The organism is Clostridium pasteurianum BC1 (assembly GCF_000389635.1).
Classification (GTDB): domain Bacteria; phylum Bacillota; class Clostridia; order Clostridiales; family Clostridiaceae; genus Clostridium_I; species Clostridium_I pasteurianum_A.
Genome location: NC_021182.1, coordinates 717,425 through 734,181, shown reverse-complemented (window position 1 = coordinate 734,181; position 16,757 = coordinate 717,425). Strand labels below are relative to the sequence as shown.

Below are 16,757 nucleotides of genomic sequence, written 5' to 3'. Positions count from 1 at the left end.
CCTTTCTAATTTCCTCATTATTTTTGAAAGGTGGTGATTTCATGAAGAAATTAGATTACTTATCAACTCTATTTGTTGGTATCGATATTGGTGCGAGACAAAATGTTGTCTCTGCTATTAATTTTGATCAAGAATTCTTGATTAAAATGGAGCCTGTTCCTAATACACAATTTGGTGCAGAACAATTAGAATCCATGCTTGTTAAAGTGTTAGAAAAGAACACTTTTAAAACTGTAATAATCGGCTTAGAATCTACTTCCTTTTACGGAGTACATATTGCCAATTTTTTATCTTCAAGTGAAAGACTTATGCCTTACAAGCCTTATGTTTACTGCTTAAACCCTAAGGAAGTTGCTAACTACAAAGATTCCTTCAATTCTCTTGATAAAAATGACAGCATTGACTCTTTTGTTATTGCTGATTTTGCAAGAGTTGGCAGAATTCATACTGAACCCTGGCGGGGTTCTCAATATCTTGCTCTGCAAAGACTTACAAGACACAGGCTTCATATTGTTGAATGCTTAACCAGAGAAAAGACTTACATGTTATCCAATGTATTTCTCAAGTTTAGTGAATTTGCTTTGTTACAGGGTGATGATCATCCTTTTTCTGATAAATATGGTGCTACTGCGTCATCTATATTGACAGATTTTCTTTCTTCTGAAGATATTGCAAATACTTCAATTGAAGATCTTGTTGACTTCGTCAATAAAAAAAGTCGCAAGCGGATTTCCAATCCACAGATGACTGCTGAAATTCTGCAGCAGGCTGCACGTAATTCATACCGCCTTGATAAATGTTTGTATGAGCCTTTAACAACCTCAATTGCCTGCTCTTTTAATTGTATTCAGGCTTTTGAGAAAGAACTTAAAGCTATTAACAAGGCTATTGAAAAAGCAGTTATGGGAATGAACCCCGTTGAATACCAAATTTTAATGTCAATACCTGGGTTCGGCCCTGTTTACTCTAGTGGCATTCTTTCAGAATTAGGTAGTGTTCATGCTTTCCCTAATAACAATGCCATTGCTAAATACGCTGGCATCGTATGGAAGGAAAATCAATCTGGTGGTTTTAAGGCTGAAAACACACCAATGAACAAAGCAGGCAACCGTTATTTGCGCTATTATCTGATAGAAGCTGCTGGAAGTATCGTAAGATATATTCCTGAATATCAAGAATTCTATCAGAAGAAATTTGCTGAAGTAACTACACATCAGCATAAACGAGCACTCGCACTAACATCTCGTAAATTGATTCGTTTGATTTTTGGATTGCTGGCTAAAAATCAACTCTACTCTTCAAATAGGGTAGATAAATAAATAGTTTTGCGAACATACGTTCTAAGTTTGACGTATGCTTGTTAAGGTTACCCATTTTTTTCAAAATCATTTCTTTTTCTTTTCATTTTGTTCTTGACATATTACCAAATTGCTCTTCATACATTGTTTATAAATCATCTTTAAATTGCTGTTAATTACCAATATATTAACACATAATTAGTTTCATATTATATCTAATCATTATCATAAGCATCAATTGCTATTGATAAAGCTTGTATTACTGCATTTCCCACAGCAAGCAATCCCACTAAATAAGAAGAACTATTTTCATTATTATTCTATATAGCCTATAATTTATTTTAAAAATATCATTATATAGATCAGCTTACATCCAACCTCTAATTAAATATCATCCTCAATAAGGCCAGAGAAATTACTCCTACTATAACGGTCAGCAGTAAATTATTCTTTTTTATCGCTATTATCACTGTAGGAATTACTGCTACTGCTTCATATGTATTTATACCCACTTTGTTATTAACAATAAAAAGTTCTGATACTACTAAAGTTGACAAAATAGCTATAGGAATAAATTTAAAAAATTTAGATATTCTATCATTTAAATTGATTTTAGAAATAAACATTACAGGCAGTATTCTGGGTAATATTGTAACTATAGCCCCACCTATAATTATTGTCCATATATAAGTATTCATTTATCTGTCACCATCCCTATAATAGCTCCAGCCATTGAAGCTATCATTATTGCTGTATTTACTGAGATAAACTCAATTAGTGCTATTAGAATAATAATAGTTGAAAAAATAATAACTATAGAATTTTTTTTATTTCTCTGTTCTTTTATACTGGATATTAAAAGTCCTATAAACATAGCTGGAAGTGCAAAATCTAAACCAAATGCTTTATAATTATATATTAAACTTCCAAAGGAAGCACCTAGAAAGGTAGCAAATATCCAATTTAAATATGCAGTTATGTTAACTCCAAGCATCCATTTGTAATTAATTCTATTTTTACTACTGCCCTTTGACGATGCTAAAACAAATGTTTCATCTGTCAAAAGAATACCAGAGATAAAATTTTTTAGAAGTGAATTCCCCTTAAAATACGGTGCAATTGATACACTCATAAGCAGATGTCTTAAATTCACTAAAAATATTGTTAATATTACACTTGGCGCAGATACTAGTGATAATATCATACTTGCAGCTATAAATTGTGAGGAGCCTGCATATATAAAAGTACTCATTGCAACAATCTGTAAAATTGTCATTCCGCAAGATTTACTTACAACACCACAAGCAAAACCTATACTTAAATACCCGAATATTGTTGGAATACAGTCCTTTATACCTTGAAAAAATAAAGAATTTCCTGAAAAACACTCTTTTTCGTTAATCATAATTTACCTCTTATAATTTTAATATTTGTATGATATAATAAATATATTGTACGTTATAACTTACTATAATTATATATAAGTATTTATTAAATTTGTCAAGAGGTGGCATCACAATGAATTTAAATTCAATTATTTCTTCGAACTTGAAAAGATTGAGAGGAGAAAGAAAACTAAGCCTAAGTAAACTTTCAGAACTTTCAGGGGTGAGTAAAGTTATGCTTGGACAAATTGAACGTGGAGAATCAAATCCTACAATTAATACCATATGGAAAATATCAAAAGGTTTAAAAATACCCTATACAAATCTTATTGATGAACATATATCAAATGCAATTTTAGTAAAAAAACAAGATACTTCAGAACAACTTAGTGAAAATGGTAATTATAGAGTCTATAATTATTTCTCAACAAATAATAAAAGAAATTTTGAACTATTTACTGCTGCACTGGACGTAAATAGCTCCTATTATTCTGAAGGACATGGGGAAAAAAGTGAGGAATATATACTTATTTCTAAAGGAGAACTTATACTAGATACTGAAGATAAAAAATATATTTTAGACAAGGGAGATTCTATACAATTTGATTCTTCCAAACCTCACAGGTACATAAATAATTCTGATTCTATAGTTGAAATGGTCATCATAAATCATTATTATTTATAGCACTCCATTGGTATATAATTTTTTCCAAAACTTTTCTTTAGCAATATAATCAATAATTTTTTTATATTAGGTCTCATACATTTAACATCATTAAACTGCACCAAATACACAAGCTTCTGCTCAGAATAATGCAAACTCAAACGCGTCAGCAAGACAAGCTTCTTCTTCAAACGAACAGGCATTAATTAAAGGGCATATAGACAATAAAGGCACTAAAATATATCATCTTCCTGGTGATCCCTACTACGATAGAACTACCCACGTTAGTCAATGGTTTAGAACAGAACAAGAAGCTCAGGCTGCTGGGTACAGACATATATTAAAATAGTTTTCTTTCATAGTTTATTTTTAGTTGTTTATAAAAAAAAGATTTAACACTGATAATAAAATTAAACTCAATGTTAAACCTTTTTTTCATAGAAACAGAATTTTCAGCTCAAGCCATCACCATTCAGCTATAGTTCCATCATAATTTTTCCACTTAGGATTTGTCCATACCAGACCCTCCAGTGCAATCTTTTCTACAAACTCTTCATCAATTTCTAGTCCAAGTCCTGGTTTCTTAGGTATGTCTACATAGCCATCTTTGTATTGGAATATTTCTTTATTTTTCACGAAATCTAAAAGATCAAAACCTTTATTATAGTGTATTCCAAGACTCTGTTCCTGTATAAATACGTTTGGTGTACACACATCCATTTGCAGAGTTGCAGCAAGAGCTATAGGCCCATAAGGTGCATGAGGAGCTACTGCTATATCAAATGATTCTGCCATGGCAGCTATCTTTCTTGCTTCAAGAATACCCCCTGTCAGTGCAAGATCCGGCTGAATAATATCTATAACTCCGCTTTTTAAGATATTTTTGAATTGCCACCTTGTACACAGTCTTTCCCCAGTAGCCAGCGGCGTAGATGTATATTTTGCCACCTCTGCAAAGGCTTCTTCATTTTCTGGCAGTACAACCTCTTCAAGGAACATTAGCTTATACGGCTCCAATTCTTTTGCCAGTACCTTTGCCATTGGCTTGTGAACTCTTCCATGAAAGTCCACTCCTATGTTGAGATCATAACCTACTTCTTCTCTAATAGATGCAACTCTGTCCACTACTGACTGCACTTTTTTAAAGGAATCTATATAGTGTAATTCCTCCGTAGCATTCATTTTTACTGCCTGGAAGCCTCTATTTTTTCTGTCCAGTGCTTCCTTAACAACTTCTGATGGTCTGTCCCCTCCTATCCAGGAATATACCATTAGTCTGTCTCTTGCTGCTCCTCCCAGGAATTCATATACAGGTATATTAAAGTATTTACCCTTAATATCCCATAGTGCCATTTCTATTCCTGATATTACTGTCATGTTAATTGGACCACCTCTAAAGAAAGAGCGGTACAATTCCTGCCACAATCTCTCTATTTCAAAAGGATTTCTGCCTATAAGATATTCTCCCATTTCCTTGGCTCCAGCTACTACTGTTTCAGTTTTTGTACCTGAGATCAATTCTCCCCAGCCTTCAATACCTTCATCTGTACTTATCTTTACAAATATCCATCTTGGTTTTATTTTGTATACCTTTAATCCTGTTATTTTCATTTAATATATACCTCCAGAACCATATTAAAATCCTATTATTTATTTTAAAAATTTAATTCTCATATTGTTAAAGCATTTTTAATCCATATTTATAAATATTTACCTATAAATAGCCATTGTTATTTCAAGCTTAACCATGCACATCATCTAATATTGCCTACCTTGATATCATTAAGCTTAAATAAATCATCCATGGATATGCTACGGTTATCATATTTTTAGAAATTTACAATTACAACGGCTAATAGTCAATGAATCTTACTTATTCCCACTAAGTTTAGATGAATTATCCCGGGACCTGTGGCTGTTATCTCCGCCTTTATATTGGAATATTACAGCAACTAGTCATCGGATAAAATAGCTTATTCTAAAACTGGACTTTTATTTTCACTTTCTGCTAATTTTTTATCCTGTTTTTTCTTATAAACTACATCAATGTAGAACCATATTGCTGCAAATGCTGCAATAAATATAGGCACTGTAAATATTATATTTCCTGTAAACACTTCGAATACTATAAAGCTTACAGTTAAACTTGTTGCAGCAAAGGAGGAGATAAGTGCACCACCTGCCATAGATAAATTTATTCCAGTGGATTTTGCAAGCTCTGTAAGTACTGGTGCTGTCTTGGTTCCTGCCAGTAATATTGCTCCTGTACACGCAAGACCTATAATTATATTCTTTATCAGATTACCCCTAGTGAGAGCTACTACCAAAGCTACTCTAAAGGGAACAACTGCTAGATCTGCAAAGGGGAGTACTCTGTTACCTGGCAGAACTACTGCTAGAGCTATAGTAAGTGGTATTACTATAAGAGATGTAGTTATAACTTCTGCATTTCCAACTACTACTGCTGCATCTAGACCTATGAGGAATTTTCTTCCCTTAAATTTAGTCTTAGTAAATTTCTTTGCTGCCTCTGAAATTGGCATTAAGCCTTCCATAAATAATGAAGTCATCTTAGGAATAAGTACCATTACTGCTGCCATATTAACAGCTATAGAAAGTATTTTAGTTATATCATATTTTGCAAGAGCTCCTATAACTCCCCCTAAAATAAGTCCCATAATCATTGGCTCACCAAAGAAACCAAGATATTTTTTAGCATCCTTTATATCAAAATCAATTTTATTAATACCGGGAATTCTGTCCAAAATCATGTTTAAAGGTACTGCTACTACTAGTGATGATAGGGCTGATACCGTTGGAAGAGATACTCCAGGCAGCCCAAAGTAATCCTTTACAAAATGTTCAGTCCAATCTGACATCTTAAATGTAATTACTGCCATTGATATAGTTGCAGCTATTCCTAGGGCAACATTCTTTGTAACAAAATAAGTCATTATTCCAACTATAGCCATATGATGATAATTCCATATGTCAACATCTAGTGTATTGGTTTTCTTCAATATGAGTAAGACTATATTACTAAGCAATATAACAAATATTAAAATAGCAATTATAGGTGATGACCAGGTTATTGCTGCTATGGCACCCCAACCTACATCTAATGCATCCAGCCTTATTCCAATATTTTTTACCATAGCCTGTGCTGCCGGTCCAAGATTTGATGAAAGAAGACCTATTACTAGATTAATTCCTGCAAAGCCTATACCTACTGTAAGTCCTGATCTAAATGCCTTTGCAGGTTTTACTCTGAATACAAGTCCTATGGCAAATATAATAAGTGGGAGCATGACAGTAGCTCCTGCCTTTAGTAGTATATTAAATGCCTGAAAAAATATCATTATAAGACCTCCTAATCCATAAATTTATCTTATTTTAGTGCGTTTACAATTTCCTCTATTGTTTCTTCCTCTCCAAAGCCTGTTAATAATGACATGGCTCCTATAACTGGAACGTTTACAGCTTCACCCTCAAATTTACCTGTAGTCACTAACAAATCATAATCTGTAACCTTTGACTCTACCTCTAAAAGTTTACATTGAGTTACTGCTATATTTAAACCTTCATCTTCACAGGCCTCTCTGATTTTAGTTGCCACCACTGTTGATGTTGCTATTCCGTTTCCACATGCTACTAATACTCTTTTCACTTTAATTCCCCCTAATATTTTTTCGCTAATTTAATTATATTTATTATTTTTAGATTTTAATTTGCTATAAGATATGGTGTCAATTCATCAATAATTTCTTCATCTGAAGAAGCTTTAACTATTTGTCTTAATAACTCAGAATTTTGTATAAGCTTTACTATTTTCTGAAGCATTTCAATATGACCATGAGGTTCACTAAGGGCCAGCATAATTATAATACTTACATTTAATTTTTTATCAGGATCATCCATGGCTCTGAATTCCACTGGATTTTTTAATACTCCCACAGCTAGACTTGCCTTGTTTACCAATTTATGATCTGCATGGGGTATTGCTATTTTAACATCTATGGAAGGCAGTGCCGTTGGATAATCCTTTTCCCTGTCTAAAATAGCCTTCTCATATTCCTTTTTTACATAACCCTTTTCCCAAAGTTTTGTAGCCAAAAACCTTAAAGCCTCTATATTATCTTTAAATTCTAAATTCTTAAATACCAAATCTTTTGAAAAATGAACTTCACCACTCATCTTTTACACCCTCTAACCTATCTTTTCTTCAAATTCTTTTAAGGATTTTATTAGTCCTTCTATATTTTCCTTCAATACATCATCCTTATTAAATACACCGGAACCTATTCCGAGGAAATCTGCTCCCTTAGTGAAAAACTCTCTTGCATTTTCTTTATTAATGCCTCCTACTGCCATTAAAGGCAATTCACCTAATGGTGCTTTAACATCTTTAAAAAATCTGCTGCCGCATTCCACCGCTGGGAAAACCTTTACTATATCAGCCCCATCTTCAAAGGACTTATATATTTCTGTAGGGCTCATTGCTCCTGGCACTGTTATTACTGAGTTTTCCTTACAATGGTCTATTATTTCTTTAGATAATAAAACTGGTGAAAGGATAAATTCAGCTCCTGCATTAATTGCCTTTTTTGCATTTTCTAAGGTAGTAACAGTACCGGCCCCTATGTGAATTTTATCTCCATATTTTTTATGAAAATCATGAATCATGTCTATAGCGTTTTCAGTATTCATTGTAATTTCTACTGAATTCACTTTACTTTGTAATAATGCCTTAATAACTGTTTCTGCCTGGCTGTAAGTATAGCCCCGTAAAATAATAGTGACTTTTGGAAAGTTTTTTGTATTCATTTATTTCACCTCCTTGGTTACACTATTATATATAGCAACTATGATGCCAATTATATGGCTAATATTGTATTTTCAAATAAAATATCCATTATTTCTTTCTTATTTTTAGCTTCTCTAATTTTTGAAAGGCTCTCACTGGCTGATATTACCCTATATAGCTGCTCAAAATAATCTTTGGAATCTTCTTTAAGAGCAATCATAAAAATTAAATCCACATTGTTTACACCATCCCAATTTATAGGTGTGGCCAATTTAGTAACTGCTATGGTTGGTTTTGTAACGAACTTACTGTCGCCATGAGGAATGGCTATTCCGCCCTTTAAATAAGTGGCTCCCAACGCCTCTCTCTTGTATACACTTAGCAGAAAACCTTCATCTACATAATCAGCCTCAATAAGTCTTTTGGTCATATTGTCTAAGATTTCATCTTTATATTTATAATTTTCCTGTGGAAAAATAAACTCCTCAGGAATTATATTTGACAGCCTGTTTTTTAATATATCTTTCTTGTTGATAAGTCTGTTTAAAGTATTTAAAGCTGTACCTGTCACTACATTTTCCACAGATATGAAAGGTATGTCCTTAATTTCCGGGTTTATAGTACCAACTATGGCTAAAATCTCTTTATTTTTTCCTATTCTATCTATGGTTGTATTTACATTCTCATTATTCATATAGCCTAAAGGTATAATATCAATATCCTTAACACTATCCTCCAAATAGTTTTCCATATATTCTTTTACCTTTTCTGCCGCCCCTTCTCCTGTTATACATAAAGTAACTATTGCTTTAGCTTTATTTTTAGTATCTATATTTAACCCCCTGCTGATATAATTCTTATTATCTATTTCATCTGCAATGCTATCTAAGGTATCCTCTGGAAGCAGAGCTCTTCTTACACATTCCAGCACCATCAAGGTATCAACTCTGCCTATGACTCTGGTTGGAATACCGGTTTTTCCAGTTATTATATCTCCAAAGGTTGTTAGTGAACCCATATCCACCAGGAGAATACATCCTTTACCTTCATCCACCTTTTTCACAAGCTTTATAGTCTTCTCAAGCATTATATTTGGTGAATCACTAAGCTCCATTTCCAGTCCAACAGCATGTTTCACACCCAATAACCTATTGGCAACCTCTGCCATACCAGAGGCTACTCTTCCATGAGACAATACTATTACACCAACTCTTCCATGGACTTGCAGTTTATTTTTATGCTGAAAATGTTTTAAATACATGGCAATAAAAGCTATTTCATCCTCTGGAAAATTTACATTTAGCCTGTCACCTATTAATTTGGTAATCTTTGAAGAAACATTATATTCTTTTCTATACTCTTTTTTAACCATTTCCAAATTGGGATTGACTATTTTATGTGTATTTAATACTCTATCATAGGCAGATTTCAGATGGATTGCCAGAGGATATATTACCTTTCTCTGTATACCAGGTATATTTTCTTTAATCAAGCCGAAAATATCTTCTATAATGGATAATATGTCTTTACCAACAATATCCACAAGCTCCTGTATATCTGTAGAAGAAAATTTCACTGCTGAAGCAAATCTTACAAGTTCTTCTTCCACCTGGCTGCCTATTATTTTATTGATATCCCTGTCACTGTGGCCTTCTTCTTTCAACCTTCTATATTTTTCTTCAATGAACAGATAAATGTTATCCTTATCTACAGAATTATATTGTTCCTTACGTAATACCTCAATTCCCTTTGAAGAAACTATTATATCCTCATAAGTATATTTTTCTAATTCTCTATCCTTTATATTGGAATTCAATACCTGCTCTTTAACATAATCCGGTACATCTTTAAAATTTACCTTTACCTTTTCTTTATTATTAAGAGTTGAATGAAGAAATCCCTTTGCGCAGCATACCTGAATATCACTTTTAAGCTGCCCTATATTACCGGGGCAATCATATATCATAAAGGATTTTATAACATCCCTTGCCACCAATATGTCCTTACCTAGTCTTATACTCTCATTTAAAAAGAAATTTTTTATTATCTCAAATCTTTCCCTGTAGGATCTATCATTAATAGAAGGTATTTCAATTATCATGGGTATTCTTCTTCTAAAAGTTAAAAGCAAAGACCCTTCTGGACTTTCAGTAGTAGCTGCAATAATCATCAATTTACTTTCTCTGGTGAGCTCCGTTTCTCCCAGTCTTCTGAATTTGCCTCTATCTATTAGATAAAAGAGTATTTCCTGTCCTTCGGAAGGCAGTCTATGAATCTCGTCCAGAAATAATATACCACCATCACAAAGTTCTACCATTCCCTTTTTACCTTCTCCTGCACCAGTAAAAGCACCTTTTACATGTCCAAATAATTGTGATAATAATAACTGGGGATTATCTGCATAATCAGCACAATTAAATACCGCAAAGGGTGCATTACTCGAAAAGTTTTTTGTGGTCCTTGCAAAATTATACATCACTTCAGCCATATAGCTTTTTCCAACACCAGAAGGACCTAATAATAAAGTATGCAGTCCCCTTGGAGGATATAGAATTGCCGCCTTAGCCTGATTTATCTGAAGCTTTAAGCTGCCTTCCTTTCCTATAATACAATCAAAGGCATCATTAGTTTTTTCTAAATTATCCTTTTCTGAGATAACGTTTTCTTGAGATTTAATATAATTGTCTTCATCTACAATTTCAGCACTATCTTCTAAAAGTTCAGCAGCTTCTCTTTTTATTTCCACTGCTGTATATCTTGATAATTTGTACCCTCTATCATTTAATTCTCTTGTAAATGCTCTATCTGATATATTACTATCTTTTTTCATGATTTCCCATGCATCTTTTAATATGATTTCTCTTCTTCTCTGCCTTGAATCCGGAATTTTATTAAGTTTTCTGTATTGGGTTACTATTTCCCTTGATATTCCCATCTGTTTTGCTATTTCGTCATCAGTATAGGGATTTTTCTTATCTTCTGAATCCATTATTTTTTCAATACTAGTCTCCATAATTTACCACCTTCATTTTTTGTATATAATTTATCATCTTTTATATTTTATATGTAATTTAACTCATTAATATATGCTAGTTATTAAATTGATATATACAAATGCTTTGTAAACGTTAATACTTTATATACTTATAATAAAGTATTAATTTTCACCATACAAGAATAAAAAAACATAACTCATCCCCTATTTTTTCTTTATATTTTTATTGAATTTACAATATAATTACCATAATAATTTAGATAAAAAAGCAGATACTAAATTTGAATTTCTATTAATGTATATGAAATTATTGAGAGGAGAATATAAATGGATGAGAAAATAAATAAACTTAATAGTAAATCAGAACAAGCTAAAGAATTAGGAATACAAAAGCCTAAAGATGGAGATTGGAGTAATGTTAGTTCCAAGGTTTGTGGTATGGTAGGTGGAGCTGAAATTGGAAATTTCACTAAAAATGCAGTACAGACTTTTGAAGAAAATTTAATTGATAAAAAATAAGAGCACTTTAGAGGTGTAATATTTTCATTTTTTTCCATATTTTACACCCCAGGGGTGTAGTAATTTCCATTTTCCCTATATTTTACACCCCTGAGGTACATTTATTTAATTATCCTTCTTGCAGCACAGAAATCTGTTCTTGTACTTAGTGTAGAGATTCTCACAGCCGCACCTGTATTAGGAGATTCTATAAATTGATCTGACCCTACATATATACCAACATGGTACGGTGCTGATTCGCTTCCGAAAAATACTAAGTCACCAGGACGCAAGTTTGATTTATCCACAGCTGTCCCTGCATTAATCTGGTCATAGGTTGTCCTTGGAAGTTGAACATTATATGCTCCATTATTGGCATACACATATTGGACAAATCCGGAACAATCAAAACCTGCAGGCGTTGATCCCCCATATACATAGGGAAGTCCTATAAATTTCTTTGCATAGTTTACAATCTGATCTCCTAGATCAGACTGATTACTTGCTAAAGGCTGATTAGTTATTGCAGACTGATTACTGTATCCAAATTCATGAACTTCTGTAGAAACCGCCCCTTGTTTTTTTATATCATATACATTAAGAATACCAGATTCGATTATAAATTGAGAATTTACATCGGTTTTTTCTAAAGGTGTTGCAGTATGTAAAATAAATGACTGAAAATTATTCTGTCCATTTAAAATATGTACTTCTGTAGAACTTGCTCCCTGCTTTTTTATAATATATAAATCAAGAGTTCCATCGTTATTGTAGTCATTTACACCAAAGTCCCAGTTAGTATCTGTTTTAACTAGAGCTGTAGCTGTATGCAGTAAAAAGGATTGATAATTATTACTGCCATTTAAAATATGCACTTCTGTGGAAGTTGCCCCCTGTCTCTTTATGCAGTATAAATCAAGCTTTCCATCATGATTATAATCTCCCAGTTCGAAATCATAGTTATTATTGTTTCTTTCTATAGGTATAGCAGCATGTAACAAAAATGTCTGAAAGTTTGTCCTTCCATCCAGAATATGTACTTCTGTAGAGGTTCTTCCTTGAGTTGTTATACAATATAGATCAGGTATTCCATCACCATTATAATCGCCAACTTTGAATTCCCAATTTCCATCAGTTCTCTGCAAAGCCGTACCTGTATGAAGTAGAAAAGACTGATAATTATTACTGTCATTTAAAATATGTACTTCTGTAGATGTTTGTCCAAGTTTTTTTATCACGTATAAATGAGGCTTTCCATCTTTATTGTAATCGCCCATGTCAAAACTCCAATTACTATCCGTTTTTTCCAAAGCAGTGGCAGTATGCAGCTTCCAAATTATAGAATCATCTGCTGCATGTACCTTATTTCCGCTAAATAAGATTAAAACTATGCTGATAGCTGATCCCCAAAAAATCTTTTTAATTTTTATCATGACAAATTACTCCTATTTAATATAATATTTCCGTTAATTATACCAAATTTTAAGTTATTTTTTTCACTTTTTTAATAGAATTCACAATTTTTTAAAATAATGCTTAAATTATTATAATACATTCTTTGTCTTTAATTACTGCTAAGTTTTAACCCTATACTATAACTTAAATAAATAGTATAATTTAATAAAATAACAAATTTCCACCTTTTGCTCCAGGCTTAATTAGGAGGTTCGCTATGAAAATCAATATTAAAGATGTAGCTAAAGAAGCAAACGTATCAATGACTACAGTTTCAAGGGTTATAAATAATAATTACCCCGTTAAAAGTGAAACTCGAAAAAGAGTAGAAAAAGCAATTAAGAAATTAAACTTTAGTCCTAATATATTAGCCAGATCTTTAGTTAATCAAAATACAAAAACTATAGGAGTAGTTACTCCAAGTATAAATAACCTTTTCTTCCCCACTGTAATCAAGGGCATAGAAGGCATACTTCGAAAAAATGAATATTCAATTTATCTCTGTGATACAGATGATAAACCAGAAGAAGAAATAGATTACATAAAGTCATTACTTGGGAGACAAGTTGATGGAATAATTTCTATTGATCCAAAGACAGAAAATATGGATAATGGTTTTTATGAAGATATAAGTAAAAGTATTCCTTTGGTATGTGTTAATGGATATAATGAAGGAGTTAACTGCAATTTTGTATTGAACGATGAAGCAAGTGGTGCTGAACAGGCAATGAAATACCTGATAGATTTAGGTCATACTGATATAATATTTATACGTGGTGAAAAAAGTTATTCTTATGACTTAAAAGAAGCAGTTTATAAAAAAGTATTAAAAGAAAATAAATTACTGAAGAACAAAAAAATTATTAATATAGGTGAAGGAAATAGCAATGATACCGTAGAAAATACTATGGATATAATTTTTAAAAGACTAGAAAAAATTAAAGATAAATCTCCAATAGCATTTTTTACTTGTAATGACTTGATGGCTTTAGGTGTTATGAATGCCTGTAAAAAAGCTAATTTTAATGTACCTGAGGATATATCCATTATTGGCTTTGATAACATATTAGTTTCCAGTTTAGTAGAACCGAAACTTACAACAGTGGATCAAAATATGTATGCTTTAGGAGAAAATGCAGCAAACAGAATCCTTCACATAATAAGAAATGATGACAAAGAATTGACTAAAATAATCTTAGATACTAAATTAGTTATAAGAGGCAGCTGCAGTAAGGTAAATGTATAAACATTTTAAATTTATTCATTGATTATTAATGAGAATATGGTAAAATTATATATAGAAAAGGTTTTCTATAGTTTAATAATTATCTATTCGTCTAATAAAAAACATATTTTTAGGAGGTATATTATGGCTATTTTAGTTTGTGGTGGAGCCGGATATATAGGCAGCCATATGGTAACACATCTATTAGAAAATAACAAAGAGGTTGTCATAGCTGATAATCTTCAGAAGGGTCATAGAGATTCTCTTTTAGGTGGGAAACTCTATGTTGGAGATTTGAGAGATACAGAATTTCTTGACAAAGTTTTTTCTGAAAATGAAATTGAAGCAGTTATAGATTTCGCAGCAGACTCTTTAGTAGGAGAAAGCGTTGAAAACCCATTAAAATATTTTAACAACAATGTTGGTTCAACAATCAATCTTTTACAGGTTATGCAAAAGCACAATGTAAAATATATTGTATTTTCCTCTACCGCTGCAACTTATGGGGAACCAGAAAGCGTTCCAATACAGGAAAACGATAAAACATTCCCTACTAATCCTTATGGAGAGTCCAAGCTGGCAGTAGAAAAAATATTGAAATGGTGCGATAAAGCTTATGGCATAAAATACACTGCTCTAAGATATTTTAATGCTGCTGGTGCTCATGTAAATGGAAAAATAGGAGAAGATCACAGACCAGAAAGTCATCTTATACCATTAATTTTACAAGTAGCTCTTAATAAAAGAGAAAAGATAATGATATTCGGTGATGATTACAATACTGCTGACGGGTCCTGCGTAAGAGATTATATACATGTATCTGACCTAGCTGCCGCTCACCTTCTGGCATTAAAAAGACTTGAAAATGGTGGTGACAGCAGAATCTACAACCTTGGAAACGGAAAGGGGTTCTCTGTTAAAGAGGTAATTGATGTTACTAGAAAAGTTACTGGATTAGATATTAAAGCAGAAATAGCACCTAGACGTGCTGGCGACCCTGCCACTCTTATAGCTTCCTCTGAAAAAGCCATTGAAGAATTAGGTTGGAATCCTCAATATAATTCACTGGAAACAATAATTGAGACAGCTTGGAACTGGCACAAAAATCATGTAAATGGTTATGAAAAATAATAAAATGAAGCACCTAGTCGGTGCTTCATTTTTTATTCAAATATCTCATGTGTCCCCTCACCTATTCCACTGGAATAAAAGCTTGGTTCATACCCAATTCTATCAGTGTAAGATTTCTTTACCTGCTCTGCAAATCCACCTATTTTATCATTTTTAACTAAAGCTATAGCGCAGCCTCCAAAACCAGCACCAGTCATTCTTGCTCCAATGCATCCCTCGACCTTTAAAGCTTCTTCTACTAAAGCATCCAGCTCTTTCCCCGTAACTTCATATAAATTTTTTAATGAATCATGGGATTCTATTAAAAGTCTTCCAAACTCCTCTAATTCACCTTTATTAAGACTATCAAAAGCACTTATAACTCTATCATTTTCATATACTGCGTGTTTTGCTCTATTTTTAACTTTTTCATCCTTAAGCAGATATTCTAATTTATCAAATTCTGCTGGTGTAAGCTTACATAAATTTTCTACTTTCTTTTCCCTTTGTATAATTTTCAGCGCCTCTTCACATTCTGATCTTCTCTCGTTGTACTTGGATTCATTTAAGGATCTTCTCTTATTTGTATTTATTATCACTATTGCATAATCTAAAAGTTTTACGTCTGCATATTTATAGCTAAGACTATTGCAATCTAGGAGGATGGCTTTATCTTTTTTACCCATTCCCACTGCAAATTGATCCATAACCCCACAATTAACTCCTACAAATTCATTTTCAGCCTGTTGTGCTATCTTTACTAATTCAACTCTATCTATTTTACCTTCATTAAATAGATTATTTACAATTACACCAATTAACACCTCTAAGGATGCTGAAGAAGAAAGTCCTGCTCCATTAGGTATGTCTCCACTTATAAGTATATCCATTCCCTTTACTTTATAGCCTTTATTAAGCATTATTTTGATAACACCTTTAGGATAATTTGCCCAATCATCTTCCTCTTTATATAATAAATTACCTACATCACTACTAGTCTTTAAATCGAAGTTCGTAGACGCAAAATTCAATTTATTATCATCTCTTATCTTCACAAGAGCATAAGTTCCAAAATCCAGTGCACATGGAAATACAAGACCTCCATTATAGTCTATATGCTCTCCTATAAGGTTAATTCTACCAGGTGAAAGAAAATTAAATTCACTTTTTTCTCCATATATCTCTATAAATCTTTCCTTTAAATTATTTATTTCCATAATTGACTCCCCCCAAAAACTTATAAAATACTTATTTTTAAACATAACACCTTAAAATTTTAGTAAAATTTATTATTATAGATTTATCAATATTAGAAAACCTTTT

General features: G+C 32.3%; 15 protein-coding genes. 5 read left to right on the top strand and 10 right to left on the bottom strand.

Annotation, left to right across the window (positions count from 1 at the left end; all coding sequences use genetic code 11):
* Window positions 1–41 precede the first annotated feature (41 nt).
* On the top strand, window positions 42–1,319 hold the full coding sequence (locus CLOPA_RS03445) for an IS110 family transposase (RefSeq protein ID WP_015613850.1): 1,278 nt from the start codon (window positions 42–44) through the stop codon (window positions 1,317–1,319).
* 359 nt (window positions 1,320–1,678) lie between these two features.
* Here the strand turns inward: CLOPA_RS03445 and CLOPA_RS03440 are convergent, their stop codons facing one another.
* Together CLOPA_RS03440 and CLOPA_RS03435 are read right to left on the bottom strand one after the other, a co-directional pair.
* On the bottom strand, window positions 1,679–1,996 hold the full coding sequence (locus CLOPA_RS03440; RefSeq protein WP_015614085.1) for an AzlD domain-containing protein: 318 nt from the start codon (window positions 1,994–1,996) through the stop codon (window positions 1,679–1,681).
* A complete protein-coding gene (locus CLOPA_RS03435) occupies window positions 1,993–2,703 on the bottom strand; it encodes an AzlC family ABC transporter permease (RefSeq protein ID WP_015614084.1) in 711 nt (236 codons plus the stop codon). Before CLOPA_RS03435 ends, CLOPA_RS03440 begins: the two co-directional genes overlap by 4 nt.
* Window positions 2,704–2,816: 113 nt before the next feature.
* Here CLOPA_RS03435 and CLOPA_RS03430 point away from each other — a divergent pair, with 113 nt between their 5' ends.
* Entirely contained in the window at window positions 2,817–3,368 is a 552-nt protein-coding gene (locus CLOPA_RS03430; protein WP_015614083.1) for a helix-turn-helix domain-containing protein, read from the top strand.
* Window positions 3,369–3,812: 444 nt separating this feature from the next.
* Here CLOPA_RS03430 and dgoD read toward each other — a convergent pair whose 3' ends face one another.
* The 6 genes from dgoD to CLOPA_RS03400 form a co-directional block, all read right to left on the bottom strand.
* Entirely contained in the window at window positions 3,813–4,958 is a 1,146-nt protein-coding gene (gene dgoD / locus CLOPA_RS03425; RefSeq protein ID WP_015614082.1) for a galactonate dehydratase, read from the bottom strand.
* A 362-nt stretch (window positions 4,959–5,320) separates the two neighbouring features.
* Window positions 5,321–6,706 (bottom strand): PTS galactitol transporter subunit IIC, encoded by a 1,386-nt coding sequence (locus tag CLOPA_RS03420; protein ID WP_015614081.1) that lies wholly within the window; start codon window positions 6,704–6,706, stop codon window positions 5,321–5,323.
* Window positions 6,707–6,735: 29 nt separating this feature from the next.
* Window positions 6,736–7,014 carry a PTS sugar transporter subunit IIB gene (locus CLOPA_RS03415; protein ID WP_015614080.1) on the bottom strand — a complete coding sequence of 93 codons (279 nt, stop codon included), beginning with the start codon at window positions 7,012–7,014 and terminating at the stop codon, window positions 6,736–6,738.
* Window positions 7,015–7,070: 56 nt separating this feature from the next.
* The gene (locus CLOPA_RS03410) at window positions 7,071–7,541 is read right to left on the bottom strand and encodes a PTS sugar transporter subunit IIA (protein ID WP_015614079.1); all 471 of its coding nucleotides are present in this window, start codon (window positions 7,539–7,541) and stop codon (window positions 7,071–7,073) included.
* Window positions 7,542–7,553: 12 nt separating this feature from the next.
* Window positions 7,554–8,171, bottom strand: coding sequence for a bifunctional 4-hydroxy-2-oxoglutarate aldolase/2-dehydro-3-deoxy-phosphogluconate aldolase (locus tag CLOPA_RS03405; RefSeq protein WP_015614078.1), 618 nt, complete (start codon window positions 8,169–8,171; stop codon window positions 7,554–7,556).
* 50 nt (window positions 8,172–8,221) lie between these two features.
* Window positions 8,222–11,164 (bottom strand): sigma 54-interacting transcriptional regulator, encoded by a 2,943-nt coding sequence (locus tag CLOPA_RS03400; RefSeq protein WP_015614077.1) that lies wholly within the window; start codon window positions 11,162–11,164, stop codon window positions 8,222–8,224.
* A 309-nt stretch (window positions 11,165–11,473) separates the two neighbouring features.
* Between CLOPA_RS03400 and CLOPA_RS03395 the strand changes: the two genes are divergently transcribed.
* Window positions 11,474–11,665, top strand: a complete 192-nt coding sequence (locus tag CLOPA_RS03395; protein WP_015614076.1) for a small, acid-soluble spore protein, alpha/beta type — start codon at window positions 11,474–11,476, stop codon at window positions 11,663–11,665.
* Window positions 11,666–11,766: 101 nt separating this feature from the next.
* Here CLOPA_RS03395 and CLOPA_RS23545 read toward each other — a convergent pair whose 3' ends face one another.
* Window positions 11,767–13,077: an NlpC/P60 family protein gene (locus CLOPA_RS23545; protein WP_015614075.1), complete on the bottom strand. Its 1,311-nt coding sequence runs from the start codon at window positions 13,075–13,077 to the stop codon at window positions 11,767–11,769.
* A 239-nt stretch (window positions 13,078–13,316) separates the two neighbouring features.
* Between CLOPA_RS23545 and CLOPA_RS03380 the strand changes: the two genes are divergently transcribed.
* Window positions 13,317–14,345 (top strand): LacI family DNA-binding transcriptional regulator, encoded by a 1,029-nt coding sequence (locus CLOPA_RS03380; protein ID WP_015614074.1) that lies wholly within the window; start codon window positions 13,317–13,319, stop codon window positions 14,343–14,345.
* 123 nt (window positions 14,346–14,468) lie between these two features.
* Window positions 14,469–15,455: a UDP-glucose 4-epimerase GalE gene (gene galE / locus CLOPA_RS03375; RefSeq protein WP_015614073.1), complete on the top strand. Its 987-nt coding sequence runs from the start codon at window positions 14,469–14,471 to the stop codon at window positions 15,453–15,455.
* Window positions 15,456–15,487: 32 nt separating this feature from the next.
* Here galE and CLOPA_RS03370 read toward each other — a convergent pair whose 3' ends face one another.
* Window positions 15,488–16,654: a galactokinase gene (locus tag CLOPA_RS03370; protein ID WP_207637906.1), complete on the bottom strand. Its 1,167-nt coding sequence runs from the start codon at window positions 16,652–16,654 to the stop codon at window positions 15,488–15,490.
* Window positions 16,655–16,757: the final 103 nt, after the last annotated feature.